General features: G+C 69.9%; 27 protein-coding genes. All 27 read right to left on the reverse strand.

All coding sequences use genetic code 11. The annotated features are described in order from the left end of the window. Position 1 precedes the first annotated feature (1 nt). Positions 2-919: a hypothetical protein gene (locus Q0C41_RS06170; RefSeq protein WP_291981922.1), complete on the reverse strand. Its 918-nt coding sequence runs from the start codon at positions 917-919 to the stop codon at positions 2-4. Next, on the reverse strand, positions 919-2,517 hold the full coding sequence (locus tag Q0C41_RS06175) for a hypothetical protein (protein ID WP_291981924.1): 1,599 nt from the start codon (positions 2,515-2,517) through the stop codon (positions 919-921). Before Q0C41_RS06175 ends, Q0C41_RS06170 begins: the two co-directional genes overlap by 1 nt. A 68-nt stretch (positions 2,518-2,585) precedes the next feature. After that, positions 2,586-2,813, reverse strand: a complete 228-nt coding sequence (locus Q0C41_RS06180; protein ID WP_291981925.1) for a hypothetical protein — start codon at positions 2,811-2,813, stop codon at positions 2,586-2,588. Further along, a complete protein-coding gene (locus Q0C41_RS06185) occupies positions 2,810-3,199 on the reverse strand; it encodes a hypothetical protein (RefSeq protein ID WP_291981927.1) in 390 nt (129 codons plus the stop codon). The genes Q0C41_RS06180 and Q0C41_RS06185 overlap by 4 nt, the downstream gene beginning before the upstream one ends. Continuing rightward, positions 3,196-3,657 (reverse strand): hypothetical protein, encoded by a 462-nt coding sequence (locus tag Q0C41_RS06190; RefSeq protein ID WP_291981929.1) that lies wholly within the window; start codon positions 3,655-3,657, stop codon positions 3,196-3,198. The genes Q0C41_RS06185 and Q0C41_RS06190 overlap by 4 nt, the downstream gene beginning before the upstream one ends. 178 nt (positions 3,658-3,835) lie before the next feature. After that, positions 3,836-4,069 carry a hypothetical protein gene (locus tag Q0C41_RS06195; RefSeq protein ID WP_291981930.1) on the reverse strand — a complete coding sequence of 78 codons (234 nt, stop codon included), beginning with the start codon at positions 4,067-4,069 and terminating at the stop codon, positions 3,836-3,838. Continuing rightward, positions 4,060-5,670 carry a hypothetical protein gene (locus Q0C41_RS06200; RefSeq protein WP_291981932.1) on the reverse strand — a complete coding sequence of 537 codons (1,611 nt, stop codon included), beginning with the start codon at positions 5,668-5,670 and terminating at the stop codon, positions 4,060-4,062. Before Q0C41_RS06200 ends, Q0C41_RS06195 begins: the two co-directional genes overlap by 10 nt. Before the next feature lie 13 nt (positions 5,671-5,683). After that, on the reverse strand, positions 5,684-7,168 hold the full coding sequence (gene terL / locus Q0C41_RS06205; protein WP_291981934.1) for a phage terminase large subunit: 1,485 nt from the start codon (positions 7,166-7,168) through the stop codon (positions 5,684-5,686). Next, positions 7,168-7,878: a hypothetical protein gene (locus tag Q0C41_RS06210; protein WP_291981936.1), complete on the reverse strand. Its 711-nt coding sequence runs from the start codon at positions 7,876-7,878 to the stop codon at positions 7,168-7,170. Before Q0C41_RS06210 ends, terL begins: the two co-directional genes overlap by 1 nt. Next, the gene (locus Q0C41_RS06215) at positions 7,875-8,123 is read right to left on the reverse strand and encodes a hypothetical protein (RefSeq protein ID WP_291981938.1); all 249 of its coding nucleotides are present in this window, start codon (positions 8,121-8,123) and stop codon (positions 7,875-7,877) included. Before Q0C41_RS06215 ends, Q0C41_RS06210 begins: the two co-directional genes overlap by 4 nt. Continuing rightward, a complete protein-coding gene (locus Q0C41_RS06220; protein ID WP_291981940.1) occupies positions 8,120-8,347 on the reverse strand; it encodes a hypothetical protein in 228 nt (75 codons plus the stop codon). The genes Q0C41_RS06215 and Q0C41_RS06220 overlap by 4 nt, the downstream gene beginning before the upstream one ends. Positions 8,348-8,364: 17 nt before the next feature. Further along, positions 8,365-8,553: a hypothetical protein gene (locus tag Q0C41_RS06225; protein WP_291981942.1), complete on the reverse strand. Its 189-nt coding sequence runs from the start codon at positions 8,551-8,553 to the stop codon at positions 8,365-8,367. Then, a complete protein-coding gene (locus tag Q0C41_RS06230) occupies positions 8,550-9,035 on the reverse strand; it encodes a RusA family crossover junction endodeoxyribonuclease (RefSeq protein ID WP_291981943.1) in 486 nt (161 codons plus the stop codon). The genes Q0C41_RS06225 and Q0C41_RS06230 overlap by 4 nt, the downstream gene beginning before the upstream one ends. After that, positions 9,032-9,430, reverse strand: coding sequence for a DUF1353 domain-containing protein (locus tag Q0C41_RS06235; protein WP_291981945.1), 399 nt, complete (start codon positions 9,428-9,430; stop codon positions 9,032-9,034). The genes Q0C41_RS06230 and Q0C41_RS06235 overlap by 4 nt, the downstream gene beginning before the upstream one ends. Then, complete coding sequence (locus tag Q0C41_RS06240; RefSeq protein WP_291981947.1) at positions 9,427-9,645, reverse strand: hypothetical protein; 219 nt, start codon at positions 9,643-9,645, stop codon at positions 9,427-9,429. The genes Q0C41_RS06235 and Q0C41_RS06240 overlap by 4 nt, the downstream gene beginning before the upstream one ends. A gap of 306 nt (positions 9,646-9,951) precedes the next feature. After that, positions 9,952-10,431: a hypothetical protein gene (locus tag Q0C41_RS06245; RefSeq protein WP_291981949.1), complete on the reverse strand. Its 480-nt coding sequence runs from the start codon at positions 10,429-10,431 to the stop codon at positions 9,952-9,954. Further along, positions 10,428-10,700, reverse strand: coding sequence for a hypothetical protein (locus Q0C41_RS06250; protein ID WP_291981952.1), 273 nt, complete (start codon positions 10,698-10,700; stop codon positions 10,428-10,430). The genes Q0C41_RS06245 and Q0C41_RS06250 overlap by 4 nt, the downstream gene beginning before the upstream one ends. Next, the gene (locus Q0C41_RS06255; RefSeq protein WP_291981954.1) at positions 10,697-10,948 is read right to left on the reverse strand and encodes a hypothetical protein; all 252 of its coding nucleotides are present in this window, start codon (positions 10,946-10,948) and stop codon (positions 10,697-10,699) included. The genes Q0C41_RS06250 and Q0C41_RS06255 overlap by 4 nt, the downstream gene beginning before the upstream one ends. Before the next feature lie 202 nt (positions 10,949-11,150). After that, positions 11,151-11,273, reverse strand: coding sequence for a hypothetical protein (locus tag Q0C41_RS06260; protein ID WP_291981955.1), 123 nt, complete (start codon positions 11,271-11,273; stop codon positions 11,151-11,153). 190 nt (positions 11,274-11,463) lie between these two features. Next, a complete protein-coding gene (locus Q0C41_RS31365) occupies positions 11,464-11,685 on the reverse strand; it encodes a DUF551 domain-containing protein (RefSeq protein WP_367079153.1) in 222 nt (73 codons plus the stop codon). Beyond that, complete coding sequence (locus Q0C41_RS06265) at positions 11,682-12,047, reverse strand: hypothetical protein (protein WP_291981956.1); 366 nt, start codon at positions 12,045-12,047, stop codon at positions 11,682-11,684. The genes Q0C41_RS31365 and Q0C41_RS06265 overlap by 4 nt, the downstream gene beginning before the upstream one ends. Beyond that, complete coding sequence (locus Q0C41_RS06270; RefSeq protein WP_291981958.1) at positions 12,044-12,820, reverse strand: hypothetical protein; 777 nt, start codon at positions 12,818-12,820, stop codon at positions 12,044-12,046. The genes Q0C41_RS06265 and Q0C41_RS06270 overlap by 4 nt, the downstream gene beginning before the upstream one ends. Beyond that, entirely contained in the window at positions 12,817-13,284 is a 468-nt protein-coding gene (locus tag Q0C41_RS06275; protein ID WP_291981961.1) for a hypothetical protein, read from the reverse strand. Before Q0C41_RS06275 ends, Q0C41_RS06270 begins: the two co-directional genes overlap by 4 nt. Beyond that, a complete protein-coding gene (locus Q0C41_RS06280) occupies positions 13,281-13,586 on the reverse strand; it encodes a hypothetical protein (protein WP_291981963.1) in 306 nt (101 codons plus the stop codon). Before Q0C41_RS06280 ends, Q0C41_RS06275 begins: the two co-directional genes overlap by 4 nt. Next, positions 13,583-13,945 (reverse strand): hypothetical protein, encoded by a 363-nt coding sequence (locus tag Q0C41_RS06285; RefSeq protein WP_291981965.1) that lies wholly within the window; start codon positions 13,943-13,945, stop codon positions 13,583-13,585. The genes Q0C41_RS06280 and Q0C41_RS06285 overlap by 4 nt, the downstream gene beginning before the upstream one ends. Next, positions 13,942-14,439, reverse strand: coding sequence for a hypothetical protein (locus tag Q0C41_RS06290; RefSeq protein ID WP_291981967.1), 498 nt, complete (start codon positions 14,437-14,439; stop codon positions 13,942-13,944). Before Q0C41_RS06290 ends, Q0C41_RS06285 begins: the two co-directional genes overlap by 4 nt. After that, positions 14,436-15,419 (reverse strand): hypothetical protein, encoded by a 984-nt coding sequence (locus Q0C41_RS06295; protein ID WP_291981969.1) that lies wholly within the window; start codon positions 15,417-15,419, stop codon positions 14,436-14,438. Before Q0C41_RS06295 ends, Q0C41_RS06290 begins: the two co-directional genes overlap by 4 nt.

A 15,419-nucleotide genomic window follows, 5' to 3' on the forward strand; every position in this document is an offset into this window, starting at 1 on the left:
ACTACACCGCCCGCCTCACACGCCGCCCTGCCACCCGCGCGGGACGCCGCGCCAACTCCGCGGCCACCTCCGCCACGCGGCCATCGGTGCCCTGCAGCGCGGCTGCCGGGTCGAACCGCGAGATGGGCGCCCACAGGTGTCGGCAGTTGTACCCACCTCCTGTCACGAACGTGTTCGGCAACTGCCCGTTATCCAGCGCATCGATCTCGGCCCGCGTGTAGACCCGCCCGACGTGGCGCAGGCAGAACGGCCGGATCACCTCGTCGACGGGTCCGACGAACACGTACAGGGGAGCGCCGCGGTCGGTTGCGGTATCACCAGGCACGGACGGGACCGCCTGGACGCTGAGGCGCTGGACGATGCTCACGTTGGTGTCGTACAGCGTGGCGGCCCGGCCCTGCTCACCGTCCAGCACCGCCGCGAGTTGCGATAGAAGGGCTGCCGGAGGCTCAGCGCCCAGCGTGCCGCGCACCGTCGCCCGCCAGAGCGCCGTCGCGACCACGTCCCCGTGCCCGAGGATGTCGAGACGCGCGGTCTCCCGCAGGGCCGTCAGCAATGCGGCCATGGCGGCGGGCCGGCCAGCGGTCTCGAAGGCGAGGGCCCGCCGGTACGCGGCGCTCGTGAGCCCCAGTCGCCGCAGCGTGCGGGACACGGCCGCAGACGCCGCCACGGTGGCGAGGTCGTCGTAGCCGGCCTCCGCCAGCAGTTGGCGCAGCGACGTGCGGGTGCGTCCGAGTCGTGCCGCCGTGAGCGCCGCCGTCGCCTGGCCGGCCTCGGCATCAGCCAGCAGGGATGGCAGGCGACGCTCGACGCGCCGGAGCACATCGACCAGCGCCTCGACGAAGCGTCGGTTGAGGGCGTCCGCGTCGCGCGCCAAGGTCCGCGCCAGCGCCTGCCACTGCGCCGGAGTGCGGGCCACTACGCGGCCTCGGCGGCGTCAGGGGGCGGAGGCGGCACGACCGGATCCGCCGGGTCGACGGGGGTGTCATCCTGCGGGTCGTCGTCCTCGGCATCGAACCGCGCGGCCATCGCGCCGATCGCGGCCTCCCGCGCGGCCGCCGGCGACGGCTGGGCCTCCAGCTCCTGCCGAATCTGGCGCTGGACCTGCGGGGTCGCGTCCGGCAGGAACGACGGGATGAGCCGGGAACTGTGCTCGACGCGGAAGGTCTGGCTCTCGCCGAGCGGCAGCGACAGCGCGGCCTGCGCCTGCGCCAGCACCTCGTCGAAGGACGGCTCGTCGAAGGACTGCGGGTACGACACGGTCGGCGTCTCCGCCTTCCACTGCCGCTCCCACTCGTCGCCGTACGTCCCGCGGTACCAGAGCTTGGCGATGGCGAGTTCAGCGTCGGCAAGGCGGTCGACGTAGCCGGAGAGCGTCGTGTTGTAGTCCTGCCGCTTCAGGCGACGGGCCTCGGCCGTTTCCGCCGCGCGGCCGTCGTCGTCGAGCGGGACGGTCGTGACGCGGAAAATGGTGCGGATCAACTGCGTCCGCTCGGCCTGGTACGTCGTGACGTTCTCGGCGTTGGCGCTGATGTACTTCGCGTCGAGCGCGGAGAACAGCACGTTGGCGGTGCCGGTCGTCTGGCCCAGCATCGCCATGGCCTGCTCGACCGAGATGGCCGTGCCGCTCCCGTCCGCCTTGGCGCCGAGCGGGATGTTGAGGATGCTGAAGGTCTGCTTGCGCAGGAGTTCGCGCAGTTCGCTCGTCAGGTTGTAGAGGTCGATGTAGAGCTTGGGGTCCGACAGCGCGGACTGCCCCAGCACCGACGTGCGCGACCGGCGATGCGCGTACAGCGGTACCACGGGGAGCGCGCCGAAGTTGTGCGCGATGTCCCGGTCCGACTCCCCCGGCTCACTGACCGTCGTGCCCGTCGCCGTCACGCGGTAGACGCGGAACCGTGGCAACTCGGCGTCATCCAGGTCGGCGCGTGGGAGGGCCTCGACGATCTTGACGGCGGTCAGCGCGCCATGCTGGTCGAGCCAGTCCGGGACGGCACGCGGATCGTAGCCGCGCAGAACGAGCGGGGCTCGGTCGGCCGCGGTGGGGCCATCGTCGCCGGCCCGGTCCATCAGCAGGTACATCCAGCCGAACGTCAAGGCGTCGCGGTAACTCTCGCGCAGGAAGGCATCGAGGGTGCGGCCCCCGCCGTCGACATCGCCCGCGGCCCACGTCAGGTACGGGTGCGACTCGATGGCCTCGCCGTTGCTCCGCAACACGCGGCGCTGCGCCGGCTCGCGAAACACGCCGTCCAACTTCAGCTTCAGGATGACATCGGCCAGGTTCTCGTAGCGGGCCAGCCGGCGGCGCTCGAGCAGTTTCTTCGTGGGGCGCTTGGGGATGTCCTGGTCGTGGTCCAGCCACTCGCGCGGGTGCGCGACGAGATGCTCGCCAGTCAGGAAGCCGCCCGCTCCGTCCGCGACGTCGGCGAGTTGCTGCCAGATGGGGGCCCAGAGGTCGTAGAGCGGGTGGGTCCGCTGCGTGTCCGCCCCTTGGGCGGTGGTCGTGTATGTCGCCATCGCGCCAGACGCCCCGGCCGGGACTACAGCGAGAGGAGGTTCGCCGCAGGATCAGGATGGCAGCGGGCTCAGCGGGGTGTCTGACCGCAAATGGAGGACGGGGCCGTGAACGGATCGATGCCGTACTCGTAGAGCGCCTCACGAATCACGCCGGACAGGGTGTCCTCGTCCGCCTGCGCGCGAAGCCGGAGCGCCTGGTACTCGCTGGGACTGAGGCGCACGAAGATGACACGGCCCACCCGACGGAGGGCGTCGGGCTGGCGGGGCGCGCCGCGCGGGCGGGCGCTGCTGCTCATGCCTGCGGGCCCGGGTCTTTGTCGAATGGCGCAATGCCCATGGTCCCCAGCGCATCTGCGTGCTTCGCCCACGACGGGAACGCCTCACGCCACGCCTTCAGCTTGGCCACCTGGCTCGACGTGTACTGAGCGCTGCCGTCTGGCCACATCTGAATGTCCGGCCCGGGTGGCAGCAGCGTGCGCGCGACATCCTGCAGGCGAAGCAGCGTCCGCGTGATGTCGCTGAGCAGGCCCGGTGGGGGCGGGTTGTCGGGATGCCTGTCGCATGCGGCGAGACTACCCGCCATGCCGGCCAGGTCGTTGGCCAAGGCACCGAGCAGGCGATGCGCCTCGCGCTGGTTCTCGGGCGTCCACGGGATCGTGATGACGGTCGGGGGCGTGCTCATCGGACACCTCGACGATCGAGCACACCGCCGAGCGCATTGGCGAGCAGGTGCCCGTCCAGTTCGCTGGTGCTCGCGCGGCAGTCGGCCGACGCATCCTGCCGCCGGTCTAGCCGCACGAGCGCCTTCGACACGGCCTCGACGGTGAACTCGACATCCACCTTCACCTCCCCCGGCGAGGGCATCAGGAGGTGGACGAGTTCATGGACCAGCGTCTGCTCCGGGTCATAGACCGAATGCCGCGTGAAGGCCGCCGTGTGGTCGTCGATGACGGTGGCGGGGTCGGCGACCAGGATGCAGGCGCTTCGATAGACGTGGTTGAACGAGACCCGCCCCGTCGACATCGGCGAGTCCGCGTTCAGGTGATGCTGCGGGAGCACTCGCACCTCGATGTCCCAATCCTGCAGGCGCAGCACCCGCTGCCAGTACACCAAGCGTTCACGAAGGACGTCGATGGTCATGGGGTTGTCTCCGGTGGCTGCGAGCAAGTCAGGGTGTCGCGCTTCATCGGCAGGTCACGGCCGCACTGCGCGCACATGAAGCGCGGGCCATCGCGCTGCGTCGAGAGGTTGATGACAGTACCCGTGCCGCACCGCGGGCAGGCGTCGGGTGGGGCGGGCGTCCAGGCCGGGGGCGCGTTCATGCCGCCTGCTCCATCGCGGCGCGATACCGCCGCAGCTTCTGCGCCCACTGGGGGTCGCGCATCCAGCGCAGGACCAGCCGGTTCAGCGCAACGTCGCACTGCTGGCAGACGGCCCGGAACACGTTGCCGTCCGCGCACACCTGCCACTGGTGGACACTCGGGGCTCCGCAGCGCACGCATGGCACGCGGCGGATGCCCCGCTCGGTGTAGGGGGTGCGCCTCACTCCCATCGGTCGATGACGTGTTCCGTGATAACCGGCCCACTGGTCACGCGCACGGTGACAGGCGAGCCCTCCGCGAACTGCAGGCCGATCGCGTGGTCGCCAGCCACGTCGTCGAGCTCGCCGCGGTTCGAGAACGCCTCGATCACACTGCGCACGCCATGTAGTTCGGCGCGCAGCGTTTCGGGGAAGATGGCCAGCCCGCCCCTGCGCGTCTCGTGTGCCCCCGCCACCATGAAGAGGTAGGCCTCGCCTTGGTGCGCGCTCGGCACCGCCGCATTCCAGGCGCTCGGCTTGGGCGTGATGCCGACGACGTCCGCCCAGCCGGCCTGCAGCCCGTACTGCGAGGCCGATGAGCCGCCGTGCCACACGTACCACGCCGCCGGGTTGCGGGCGTCCTCGCGGTCCCACTGCAGGATCGGTGGGGCGTCGGCATCGACGGCCGTGGTCAGCGTGATGTAGTGCCCGAGTGCCGGCAGGTTCACCTGCAGCCGGTCTGCGGTGGGCAGGAAGTCTGCCGCGAACTTGCGCCACGTCAGGCGCGGCCCCTGAACCACCATCGTGGCCACGTCGCTGGCCCCCTTTGGCGTGAGATGACCGAACACCGTCGTGGGCGGGGCGGCCGTGCCGCGAACGGGCGGAGTCCATCGCCACGTCGTCACATCGGCGAGGGTGGCGTAGCGGCGCTGCAGTGACCGTGCGATCCCCAGCTTCGCGACGACCTCCTCGGCCTGCTTGATGGCGCCTGCCGTCGGTGCGGCCTGCGGGCGCTGGTACTGCAGCGGGTGCATCTTGGCATCGAAGCGGCGCTTGATGGTGTCGAAGGGCAGGCCCGCCGCGACGTCGTCGAGGAGGGTGCCCACCATCGAGGCGCGCGGATGGCAGAAGCCCGCAGGGGCGAGCGCGACGGCCTGCCACACGAGATTCCGGCGGTACGGCTTGGGCGCCGCCTCCACCTTCACCTTCAGGGCGTGGAGCCACTCAGCCTGGCCAAGCACCTTCTCGCTGCGGTAGAGCGCCTCGGACTGGCAGACCCGCACCACCGTCTCGAACTGCGCGGCGGTGAACTCCCCGATCGCGCGGCTGACGGTCTTGTAGTCTTCGTTGCGCTCGGCGGTCCGCTGGAAGGCCGTCAGGAGCGGGCTGGTGTGCCGACGCGCGGCAGGGACCGACAGCGCGAGATGCTGCCACGCGCCCGTGACGCGCTTACCCAACATCGGGCGCTCGGTCAGGAAGAATCCGGCGATGCGCGCCGAGGCGACGGCCGTCGCCATTGCCTGCAGCCCGAGCTGCAGATAGCGCGGCGCGGCAGCGATGATGTCCGGCGTCCACAGCGCAGAGACCACCTGCCCATGCTCGGCCACGATGGCGAGCCCGGCGTACTGCTCGACGAACTGCCGGCACGCGCTGCAGGTGTGGTGCTGCCGATACGTGGCGGCAAAGCCGTCCAGGTACTGCGCCCACAGCGTCGGTCCCGGGACGTCGACAAGGAACAGCGGCCCCGCCAGCCCCTCGAACTGCTGCTGCACCGCATCGAGAAAGGCGTGATACCCGCGGTCCTCGTGCCGGCCTGTCGCGCCTACACTGCTGATGGTCTGTGTCTCGCTCATGCTGGTGCCCTCCTCAGAGCAACGCCTCCACCCACACCGCCTGCGCCGCCGGCCCTGACCTCTCCAACGCCAGCGCATTGAACGCGGTACTGCTGGCGTCCACCTGGTCGTCGACCTGCCCGTCCTTGCCCTCGAACTGGTGCAGCTCGCGCAGGTACGCCTCATTCCAGTCGCCGCGCACCAGGCGCACATTCCCCGCTTCCGCTTGGGCCGCGAAGGGCTTGGCCCGCGTCAGCTTGTCGCCGGTCACCGGCTTGGCCTTCACGTCGTAGCCGGCGAGCTCGCGCACGGAAATCTCCGCGCTCTCCTTCCCGCCACTGCCCGGCTCCTGCTCGAGACGAATCATGCAGGCTTGGCCATCGCCCGTCGCTGTCTGCTGGATGACGACGTTGCGCTGATGCGAGGACCACTGCCCAACGACCGCATCCTCGACGTAGTACATCCCGCGTTTGTCCTTCGCGATGCGGATGCCGGCGGAGCGGTCCCCGGCACCTTCAGTGCCCGCTTTGTCCCACCCGCGACAGCGGCGCGCATCGACGGGGGCGGCGTCCACGATCTCGAACCACGCCCGGTTGAAGACCTTCCCCGCCGCCGGCTTGATCTTCCAGTTGCCGTCCAGCAGCCGCTGGCGGTCGACGAGCGTGAGGGCGAGCAGCGAGGCGCGATACTGCGGCGTGCTGGCGAGCAGGGCCGGGTTGTCATCCAGCTTCGCGCGGATGAACGTGATCGACTTCGGCAGGAGGTCTTCGTCTGGAATCTGCCCGCGGAACCGCTCGACCAGTTCCTCCCGCGAGTCGCCCCAGTGCAACGTCTCGTTCAGGCGCAGGAACCAGCGCACCTTCCCCGACCGCTCCTGGATGGCGTAGCCGGTCTCCGGGTCGATCCACCACGAGAGCAGCGTATGCACCCACCCGCCCGTCGGGTCGTCATCGGGGACCGGGTTGATGGTGGCGAAGACGCGCGGGGGCACGCTGGCCGCCGACCGGTTGCGCGAGAGCAGGTACCAGAAGATCTTCGCCGTGAACTCTTCGAGCTGGTCGAGCAGGATGTACGTGGCCTGCAAGCCCTTGGCCTTCTGCTCGAGTTGCCCCTCGTGCTGCAGTCCCCTGAAGGCGATCTTGGCGCCCGACGGAAACCGCCACTCGATCTGCGGGCTCTGGCGCAGCACGCCCCCGAGCCGCGGGTACCAGACCTGCGACTCTTCGAGCATGCCGCCGGTCATCGTGATCTCGCTGTACTCGCGCCGGAACAGTACCGCCCTGAACTGCGAGTTGCCGATGTGCTCGGTCGGGACGGCAATCTCCAGCCACGTCTTCCCACCGCCGGCGGACCCGCCCAGGATGACGATGTCCGCCTCAGACGCGAACGCCTCCTGCTGGGGGCCAGGCTGCGCGAGGGGGCGCAGTGACGTGAGTTCGCCCTCGGCCGGTTCGGCCTGCGCGATGATGCTGGCCGCCACCCGCTGCAACGGCGAGAGCCGTGGCGCTTGCAACAGCATCACGGCCCCGTGCCCCCGGTACGCTCCGGCAACTCGAGCGCCTTCGTGAGATGCGCCAGCGCCAGACGGCGGTCGCCCTCACTGCTCACGAGCCGCAGCGCCTGAACGAACACCCCGACGAGCACGCCCTGCTCCACCATCGACAGCGTTTCCCGCTGGTCAGCCTTGGCCTGGGTCTCCACGAGCTTGCGCTTCTGGTCGATGAGCCCGAGGAGTTCGCCCCACCGTCCCCGCTCGTCCGCCGCCGCCGTCAGGCACTCGTCCATCGCATCGGCCACCGCCACGAGCTGCTTCTCGTTCTGCTGCTCGATGGCCCCACGGAGCGCGCCGAGGATGTCGCCGAGTTGCCGCCAGCGCGCGAGGATGCCGCCGACGTCGAGCACTTCGAGGATCTCGCCGATCTGCACGGACAGCAGCGCGGCCTCGTTGCGCAGGTCCATCAGCGTCGGGTCGGTCATCGCGGCGGTGATGCGGTCGGCCAGGCGGTGCGGGGCGTGTCGGGAGTAGTCGAGGCCCTTGTAGTGCGGCGAGTCGGCCCCGACGGGCGTGAGCCCACCGTGGAACCGACAGACCTTCATCCCCGGCACGCGCGTCTTGGTGCATCGCTGCTGCCGCTGCTTCGACTTTGCCGTGCAGCGACGGTCGTCGGGGGGAGGCTGGCCCCGCAAGGGGCGCACCTCGCGACGAGCGGGCGGGGCCTTCTTCGTCATCGCGGCGGGTCGCCTTCCGGCTGCAACGCGGCGAACAGTTCAGCGGGCGTCAGCACGAGCACGCGGCCCGCGTGACTGATGCGGAACTCCTTGAAGCCGTCGAGATCGAAGTGCAGCGGCAACGGCTCGATGTAGACCACCGAGATCGCGGCGCGGTCGACCATCCCGCGCTGGCTGGCCTCTGCGCCTCGAACCCACGCGCCGATGGTGGCCGCGACGATGGCCAACGCTCCCCGCCGCGTCATCGTGACACCTCCCCGGGTGGCACAAGCGCCACTGTTCCGCGCTGGCACCGCTCGCACCGCCACCACACCATGCTCAGGTCGTCGCCGTGCCATACGTCGGCCGTCCAGCGGTAGGCGTGCCCACGCACGACGCAGACGGCAGTGGCCACGAACATCCAGTACAGCAGCCGCATGAGGCCGCACCACGCCGGGATGAGCAGGTCGCGAATGCGCTCGTCGGTCATGTCGTCTTCTCGCAGGTTCACTTCGTCCATCTCCCCTGCGCATCGCGTGGCAGCGCGACGACCTTGCGCGGCTTGTGCCGCCGGTCGGTGAGGTGCTCTGCGTGCTTCAGCCCCGTCGCCTCCGCTTGCCGGCGCAACCAGCGGGCCGCGACGCGCGCCTCCCGCCAGGTGAACTCCGCGACGCGGAGGGGGGCGGGCGTGCTCATGCGACGCTGGCCTCGTCGTACCACGGGTGGCCGGGCGCATCGGTCACGGCCACCTTGGCGCCTGGGCGTTCGGTTGGTCCCGCGTACCGCTTCGCCAGCGTCATCGACACCACCTGTGAATCGTCAGACCACACCACGCCAGTCAGCGCGTCCTTGACGGCGCGGGCCAGCTTGTCGAGGTCGGGTTTCTTCGTGGCATCGGTCACGCGCTTGGGCAGGCTCACTGGCCGAGGCAGCACGAACGTCACGCCGAGATGCACCGCCGTCCCACGCGGGAACGGAATAGGACTGATGATCGCCGGCACACCTGAGCCCGTCACCGAGGGGCGGACCTGCTGCGCCGCATCACGCACCAACGCGGCCCATGGGCGGGTGTGGGTGTTCGTCTCAGTGACGACAACTCGGCCGGTCGAGCGGTGCCGGAACGCCTTCGTGCTGCCCTTAGGAGCTGGCACCCCATCGACGCGAAAGGCGACGGTCACGCCGCCCCCTTCCACGCGCCCCCACCGAACAGCCGCAGCGCTCGGTGCGCGAGCTGCCGCAGTAGCCACGGCGCCCCGGTCACCTGCAGGATGCGGCGGTGGATCTCGTCGGCCTCGGCGCGCGTGTAGATGACATCGCCACCCGGCGAGCGTCCGCCGTTGCGGTAGAGGAAGTCATGGACGACGCCCGCCTCCGGGTAGTGCCACGGCGGGAAGACCGACCACAGCACGCGCGGGACGGAGTTGAAGTCGCTCGTGGCGTGCTTGGGCACCACCACGGGGAACTCGCCGTCGTCGAACATGAACGAACGCAGCAGCACGAGCTTGCGGCCGCGGTCGTAGAACTCCCCAGCCAGCGGGCCGAGTGGGAAGTGGGGCGGCGTCTCGTCCGTCACGCGACCCCCCGCCAGCGTCGCCCGCTCGCCTCCGGCCCGCGCACCCACGACTGCCGCCACTCGTGCCACTGGTGGGCCTGCGCGTCGGCGAGGCCTTGGGAGATGGCGCGTGCGCCGGCCTGCGCTTCGGCCTGGTGGCGTCGGCAATACGCGGGGCCGTGCTTGCTCGCGCGGTAGAGGCCGGGGCGGCCGCAGTGGCAGGTGTCGTCAGCCATGCGTGGCCTCCGTCGTGGCTCGTGGCGTCCAGTCGGCGCAGGACCACGCGGGCGTGATGTCCCTGCTCACCATGTCCGCGCACGTCCCTGCGTCTGGCAGCGTGGGATGGGACTGGTACGACGCGCAATTCCCGCACCGCCGCTGGCGAGACTGCTGAACTTCGAGCAGACCGGCGTACGCCAGCGAGTACATGCGACAGGTCGGGCACGCGCTGTCGTCGCACTTATCTTCGGGGTCGTCTGGCCAGAGGACGCCCTTGAAGTAGTGCAAGGCTTCCGTCACCTGCTCGTCGGTCAATGTCTCCCTCATGATCGCCGTCCCCCCTGACACGCCGTGCAGACCAGGGGCGCGCCGTCCTCGGCCCGTTCGCCGCTCGTGCCGGTGCCGTGGCAGTCGGGGCAGGCCAAGAACGAGCAGGTCCACAGATGCGAACCGACCATGCCGCACCCTGAGCACAGCGGCCCATCTGGTGCGGGCGGGTACAGGCCGGAGATATACTGCGCGGCTGAACCGGGCTCCGGCAGAACGACCCCCTTCCCCTGCTCCCGCCACTCCTGCCACGCCGCGAGGTCTCCCGACACGCTCACCAGTTCCGCCACCCCCTGCAGCCGCCGCGCGTGGTGGGCGGCCTCGGTGGCGTACTGGCCGGCCAGCTCTGCCCACTTCGGGTCCTGCGAGTACATCTGCGTACACGCGGACGCGTCCTCCGTCGCCTCCATCATCGCCTCCACCGTCCTGACAATCCCCTCCACGGTCGTCAGGTCGAAGTCGGGTGGGCGGGTCATCGGGGGGCCTCGGGCTTGGCGTCCACACCAAGGTCAGTCAGTTCCGTGACCAGCCGCCGTTCTTCGGCCTCCACGACGTCAAGCAGGCGGGCCTTGGCATACGGGAAGGTGACGCGGCGACGGTCGGAGCCGTACGTCTGGGTGAGGTCTTCGACCTTGACGTACACGACTGGGGCGCGGTCTTCCTTCAGGTACACCAACGACTGCCGGATGTTCTTCAGTTCCTCGGCGAGCCGTGTCGCGCGAGTCAGTGCCGTCAGGTCCATCATTCCTCCCCCTCCATCAACGCCCTGAGCACCGGCCCGAGCCGCGCGGGGCAGGACCGGGCGATGTGGGCCATGTCCGCGTTACCCTGCGGGTCGTCGTCGTCCCAGCACGTCGCCACGATGTGGCGCTGGTAGCCGTACTCAGTCCGCAGGCCAACGATGCTGCGCCCCTTCGTCCACTCCCCCTCCGTCGTCCCCGCCATCCCGTCGAGCAGGGCGCGGGCGGCACGGAGGGCGTCTTGTTTGGTCATGCGGTCTGCTCCTTCAGTCTTTCGTACTCGGTCTTCACCGCGCCACAGTCGCAGAGGAGGGCTGGACCACTCAGCGGGTGCCAGCCTTCGACACTACTGCACCGCTCATGGTGGTTGAGCCCGCCACGCTTTTGGATCGCCCATGCGGTTGGGAAGTCAAGCCCTTTCGGGTTAAAGGGCACCGGGAGGGCGTCGGCGCGGGTCATTCGTCCACCTTCCATGCGCGCTGCTTCACGGCGACACCGATCTCGGCCCGCAGGAAGCACACCAACAGCGTGCAGAGCACCGCAGCCTGCGGCCCAGTCAACTCCGTCCACCACGTCATCGCAGGCCCGCCTGTGTCATTGATTTGAATTCGTCGAGGAACCGCGACAGTGGCCCATCGCGGTCGGTGAAGTTCTCGCAGGCGCAGTGCTCGCACTTCTGCACGTACACCTTCTGGCCGCCGCGCTGCTCAGTGCGTGAGCCGTGGCTGTCGCGGTAGTGCCCACATCGGCAGAGAGGTTCGGCGCGGGTCATCGGGGCACCGCCGGTGGGGCGGGCAGGGGCATCCAGTGGGTGGGATTCTCGATCCACCCGCGCAATGGCCTGTCCTCGAATTTGTTGTCACTGACACACCAGAAGCCGTCATCGAATACGTCCGTTGACCAGCGCACTTCCCACACCCCAATCTCCGGGAAGTACACCAGCACGGGCGTCCCATCCTTCGGAGCCGTCTCAATCGGCTGCCACGTCACCGCCCCACCTCCGTGTCCTGGGCGTGGAGGGCGGCGTCGATGCGGGACAGCACGGCCCGCTCGTCCTGCAGCTCCCCGCGTACCGGATACGGCTGGTTCATGTGGTACTCGTGCTTGGCGGCTTCAACCGCATCGGCCACGTACTCGCGGACGTCCCGCAACAGCTCCTCCAACGCCCGCAGCCGGGCGAGGTCGGCCTGCTGCTGCTCCATCGTCTCGATGGCAGGGGCGAGCAGGAACTTAGCGAAATTGCGCTGGTCGCCGATGTTGAAGTCGAACGCCTGCTTGTAGGCGTGCCGCAACTGGGCCAGCGTGTAGGCGTGTCGCGCCAGCCGTTCGCGTGCCTGCTGGTCGGGGGTCATCGCGGGGGCTCCTCTCCCGTGGTCGCGGGCGGTGGGGTGATTGCGGCCTTCATGGCCTCTTCGGCCGCTTCCAGCCGCGCGTCAATCGGCTCGTAGGATGCGAAGTCGTCGTCCGTGCGCATCACGTGGTTGCACGCCACGTCCAGCGCCGCCAGATACTCCCGAATGACTGCCTCCAGCGCCCGAATCGTCTTCGCCTGCAAGGTCGTCCGCGCATCTTCGACCGCGAGCCTGCTGGCGACATCGTTCAGGTCGGCTTGCGCCTCGGCGAGATGCATCAGCAATTCACGGTTGTGTGAGGCGACAGCGTGCAGGTCCGTCTCCAGCGCCTCGGCCCGCGTGCGGGCGGCGGTGAGGGCGGCTTCGGCCTGCATCACGAACTCCGTCTTGGCCGCCAGTTCGTCGCGGAGTGACACCATGGCCGCATCGACGGCAGCCACTTCGGCGCGGCACGCCTCCTCGAATTCACGCTTGAACCGGCGTTCTTCCGAGAGCTTTGCCGTCAGGTGAATCGCCTGCGCCCGGTTGGAATCTCGCTCCCCCTCCAGCGCCTCGATGCGGGCCTGGGCGGTGGTGAGGGCGTCAAGAAGGCGGCAACCGTTGCAGTCGCAACCGTCGAAGTGGGATGCCAACATGCTGTGCCGATGGCGCAGTTTGGTTCTTAGTTCCGCCATCTGCGCCGCCGTCAGGGCGGGCGGGGTGGGGTGGGTGTCAGACGTCGCCGAGGCATAGGGTCGTGCTTCTGGCATGGGGTTGCTGGTGTTTCCCGTCATGCGGTGCCTCCCTGCAGTGCGGCGAGGCCGCGGAGTCGTTCCTGGTACCGTCGCCACGCTCGCGCCGCCTGGTACCGCCGCTCGATCGCTTCCGGGGATTCCTTCACCGGACGTCGCGTGGTGGGCGAGGCGTGCCGTTCGTCGCGTCGTCGCACATTCTGTCGCCGATGACTGGGCCCGTTGGTGAAGCGACGCCGGGCCAGTCGGCAGGCTTTCGCGCCGCAGGTCACGAGCGTTGCGGGGGCTCCACAGGCCCAGCAGGGGCGCGAGGCCGACTCCGTGGCCGTCGCGGGCGCCGTTCGTGGCGTGGCGGGGCTGCGGTGCGGTCCTGTGGCCGTTGGCGCGGGTGGTTCCAGTGGCAGCGCGAGCTGTCGGCGGTGGGTCGTGCCGTAGTAGCGCGCCAGGGCCGCCGTCGCGAGCAGCCCCAGCGTGGTGACGTCGTAGGGGGGCGCGTAGGCGTTCATGCCGCCCTCCCGGTGCCCACGTAGCGCCGTGCCAGACGACGGGCGCGGACCTGCGCCAGCATCCGCTCGACGTCGGCGGGGTCTTCCGTGCTGGCGTCCCCGCGCTGCGCCGCGTTGCGCAGGCGATACCGCTCACTGAGGTCCGCGCGGTAGGCGTCGCCCCGCTGGCGGCGGTGGTAGTCGGCCACCTGCGCCCGGTGGAGGGCCTTGCGGCACTCCGGGTCGGCGCAGGCGCGGGGGTACGTGCCGGGGATGCCCGTGCGGTCGATGGGCGCGTCGCAGAACTCGCAGTGGACGATCACGCGGCCCTCCGGTCTCGCCAGCGGCGGGTGATGGAGTCCCGGCCCCCGCGGTAGCCGCGCTGGTACGTGTCGCGGAGCAGGATGGCGAGGGTGACGCGGAGCGCCGCCAGGGCCTCACGGTCGAGACCGTCCAGCACTTCGGTCCGCTCGAGGAGACGCCACGCGCGCTGCTGGCGTGCCTCCTCCCACCAGTGCGAGACGCCCTCGCGGGTCTTCGCCTTGCGCAGAGCCGCCACCCGCTTGGCCTGCTGCGTGGGGTTGGCCCACAGGGCCCGCTGCGTGCAGCCGCGGCTGGCATAGGACCGCTGGCGAGGCGTGAGGGCGACGCCGCAGCCGCAGCCACAGAGACGCGCGCTCATGCGGCACCTCGCTGCTGGCCAGTCGCCTTGCAGGCGCACCGACGGCGCACGACGTGCGGGCGTCCGTCCTCACGGGGAGCGGTCGGCTTCTCCAGGCGCTCCCAGGCCTGCAGTTCCGCCTCCGTCAGGAGTTGCCCGGTCTCGGTGAGCACCGCGCGCCAGCCCGTGTCACAGCAGAACGCGCAGCGCCAGTGGGCGATGACCTGCCCCGTCTGCGGGTCGCGCTCGATGGCCGGGGCGTGCGCGGCGGATGACTGCCCGTAGCCGTCGCCCCGGCGTTCCTTGAGCACGTCGGTGATGACGCCGAGGGGTGGCAGGAACCGGCCCGAGCGGGCCGCGGCTTCCTCGAGCGCGGCCACCACTTCGGCGGCGGGGTACAGGCGCAGCTTGCTCTCGAACAGGGCGGCGGCCTGGTCGGCGTCGTAGTCGCGGCCCTGCATCGAGCAGACCCGCAGCCACGCCGCCATGAAGACGCCACGATCGGCTTCGGTCATGAGACCCTCCCGCGGGCGGCGGCGGCTTCGCGCTGGCGAGCCACCTCCGCGTCGATGTCGATGGCCCAGCGGCCAGGCTTCTTCGGGGTGATGGCCGCGGGTGCGGCCTCGCGGTTGTCGTACTGCCCTTCGGCGATGCGGTCGGCCAGTTCAATGGCGCGGAACAGGCCGATGGCCGGATGCTGCAGACGACCCGCGAGGTAGTCGCTGCCCTCGATGCGGCGGAAGATGGCCTCCCACGAATCGAGACCCTTGGCCTCCAGCGCCACACGGAGCAGGCGCTTGGACTCCGGCTGCAGCTCGTGGAAGACCACGGATGCGCGGCGGATGCGGTTCCAGACCTCGACGAGTTCCTGCCCGGCCAGGTGGGTTGAACCCATACCTCCAGCCGTGGCCGACGACGAGACGAGACGTGCCACCGGCACCGGCCGTCGCCCGCCCCCGACGGGTGTCGTCTCGTCAGTCAGAGTCTCAGTCGGAGTAGGAGTCTCAGTAGGAGTCTCAGTAGGAGTCGGAGTAGGAGTTGCGCCCGCGCCCGCGAGGTCACGCGGGGACAGTGGCGGAGTCACGCCAGTGTCACGCTGTGACAGTTGCGTGACCAACTTGCCCAGGTTGGCGGCGTCACGCGCCGCGCGGGCGGCGTCCTCGCGGGCACGCTGGTCGGCCTTGCGCTGGGCCGCGGCCAGTTTGTCGGCCTCGACCTTCTCGCGCGTGGGGTTCCAGTCGTGGTAGTCGTGGACCTGATAGCCGCCCTCGGTCTCGTCGAAGAGGCCCGCGGTGACGCATTTGTCGGCCAGTTCCCGCGCCTTCCGCCCACGCAGGCTCGTGAGACGGTCGATCTGTTCAGCCGGCACGAAGCCATCGGTCAGCTTGCGGTTGCTGTAGCAGACCGCCATGGCCCACATCCAAGCCGCGGCGGGGCCGGCGCGGAGAATCTTCACGTTGTCGGCGATCTCGTCATCGAGGCGAACGAACGGCAT

Origin of the sequence: Luteitalea sp. (assembly GCF_022842525.1) — a bacterium.
Classification (GTDB): Bacteria; Acidobacteriota; Vicinamibacteria; order Vicinamibacterales; family Vicinamibacteraceae; genus Luteitalea.

Coding starts and splice junctions, on each gene's coding strand:
- Q0C41_RS06175 (WP_291981924.1), bottom strand. CDS start 2,517: ATGGCGACATACACGACCACCGCCCAAGGGGCGGACACGCAGCGGACC.
- Q0C41_RS06180 (WP_291981925.1), bottom strand. CDS start 2,813: ATGAGCAGCAGCGCCCGCCCGCGCGGCGCGCCCCGCCAGCCCGACGCC.
- Q0C41_RS06185 (WP_291981927.1), bottom strand. CDS start 3,199: ATGAGCACGCCCCCGACCGTCATCACGATCCCGTGGACGCCCGAGAAC.
- Q0C41_RS06190 (WP_291981929.1), bottom strand. CDS start 3,657: ATGACCATCGACGTCCTTCGTGAACGCTTGGTGTACTGGCAGCGGGTG.
- Q0C41_RS06195 (WP_291981930.1), bottom strand. CDS start 4,069: ATGGGAGTGAGGCGCACCCCCTACACCGAGCGGGGCATCCGCCGCGTG.
- Q0C41_RS06200 (WP_291981932.1), bottom strand. CDS start 5,670: ATGAGCGAGACACAGACCATCAGCAGTGTAGGCGCGACAGGCCGGCAC.
- terL (WP_291981934.1), bottom strand. CDS start 7,168: ATGCTGTTGCAAGCGCCACGGCTCTCGCCGTTGCAGCGGGTGGCGGCC.
- Q0C41_RS06210 (WP_291981936.1), bottom strand. CDS start 7,878: ATGACGAAGAAGGCCCCGCCCGCTCGTCGCGAGGTGCGCCCCTTGCGG.
- Q0C41_RS06215 (WP_291981938.1), bottom strand. CDS start 8,123: ATGACGCGGCGGGGAGCGTTGGCCATCGTCGCGGCCACCATCGGCGCG.
- Q0C41_RS06220 (WP_291981940.1), bottom strand. CDS start 8,347: ATGACCGACGAGCGCATTCGCGACCTGCTCATCCCGGCGTGGTGCGGC.
- Q0C41_RS06225 (WP_291981942.1), bottom strand. CDS start 8,553: ATGAGCACGCCCGCCCCCCTCCGCGTCGCGGAGTTCACCTGGCGGGAG.
- Q0C41_RS06240 (WP_291981947.1), bottom strand. CDS start 9,645: ATGGCTGACGACACCTGCCACTGCGGCCGCCCCGGCCTCTACCGCGCG.
- Q0C41_RS06245 (WP_291981949.1), bottom strand. CDS start 10,431: ATGACCCGCCCACCCGACTTCGACCTGACGACCGTGGAGGGGATTGTC.
- Q0C41_RS06250 (WP_291981952.1), bottom strand. CDS start 10,700: ATGATGGACCTGACGGCACTGACTCGCGCGACACGGCTCGCCGAGGAA.
- Q0C41_RS06255 (WP_291981954.1), bottom strand. CDS start 10,948: ATGACCAAACAAGACGCCCTCCGTGCCGCCCGCGCCCTGCTCGACGGG.
- Q0C41_RS06260 (WP_291981955.1), bottom strand. CDS start 11,273: ATGACGTGGTGGACGGAGTTGACTGGGCCGCAGGCTGCGGTGCTCTGC.
- Q0C41_RS06265 (WP_291981956.1), bottom strand. CDS start 12,047: ATGACCCCCGACCAGCAGGCACGCGAACGGCTGGCGCGACACGCCTAC.
- Q0C41_RS06270 (WP_291981958.1), bottom strand. CDS start 12,820: ATGACGGGAAACACCAGCAACCCCATGCCAGAAGCACGACCCTATGCC.
- Q0C41_RS06275 (WP_291981961.1), bottom strand. CDS start 13,284: ATGAACGCCTACGCGCCCCCCTACGACGTCACCACGCTGGGGCTGCTC.
- Q0C41_RS06285 (WP_291981965.1), bottom strand. CDS start 13,945: ATGAGCGCGCGTCTCTGTGGCTGCGGCTGCGGCGTCGCCCTCACGCCT.
- Q0C41_RS06290 (WP_291981967.1), bottom strand. CDS start 14,439: ATGACCGAAGCCGATCGTGGCGTCTTCATGGCGGCGTGGCTGCGGGTC.
- Q0C41_RS06295 (WP_291981969.1), bottom strand. CDS start 15,419: ATGCCGTTCGTTCGCCTCGATGACGAGATCGCCGACAACGTGAAGATT.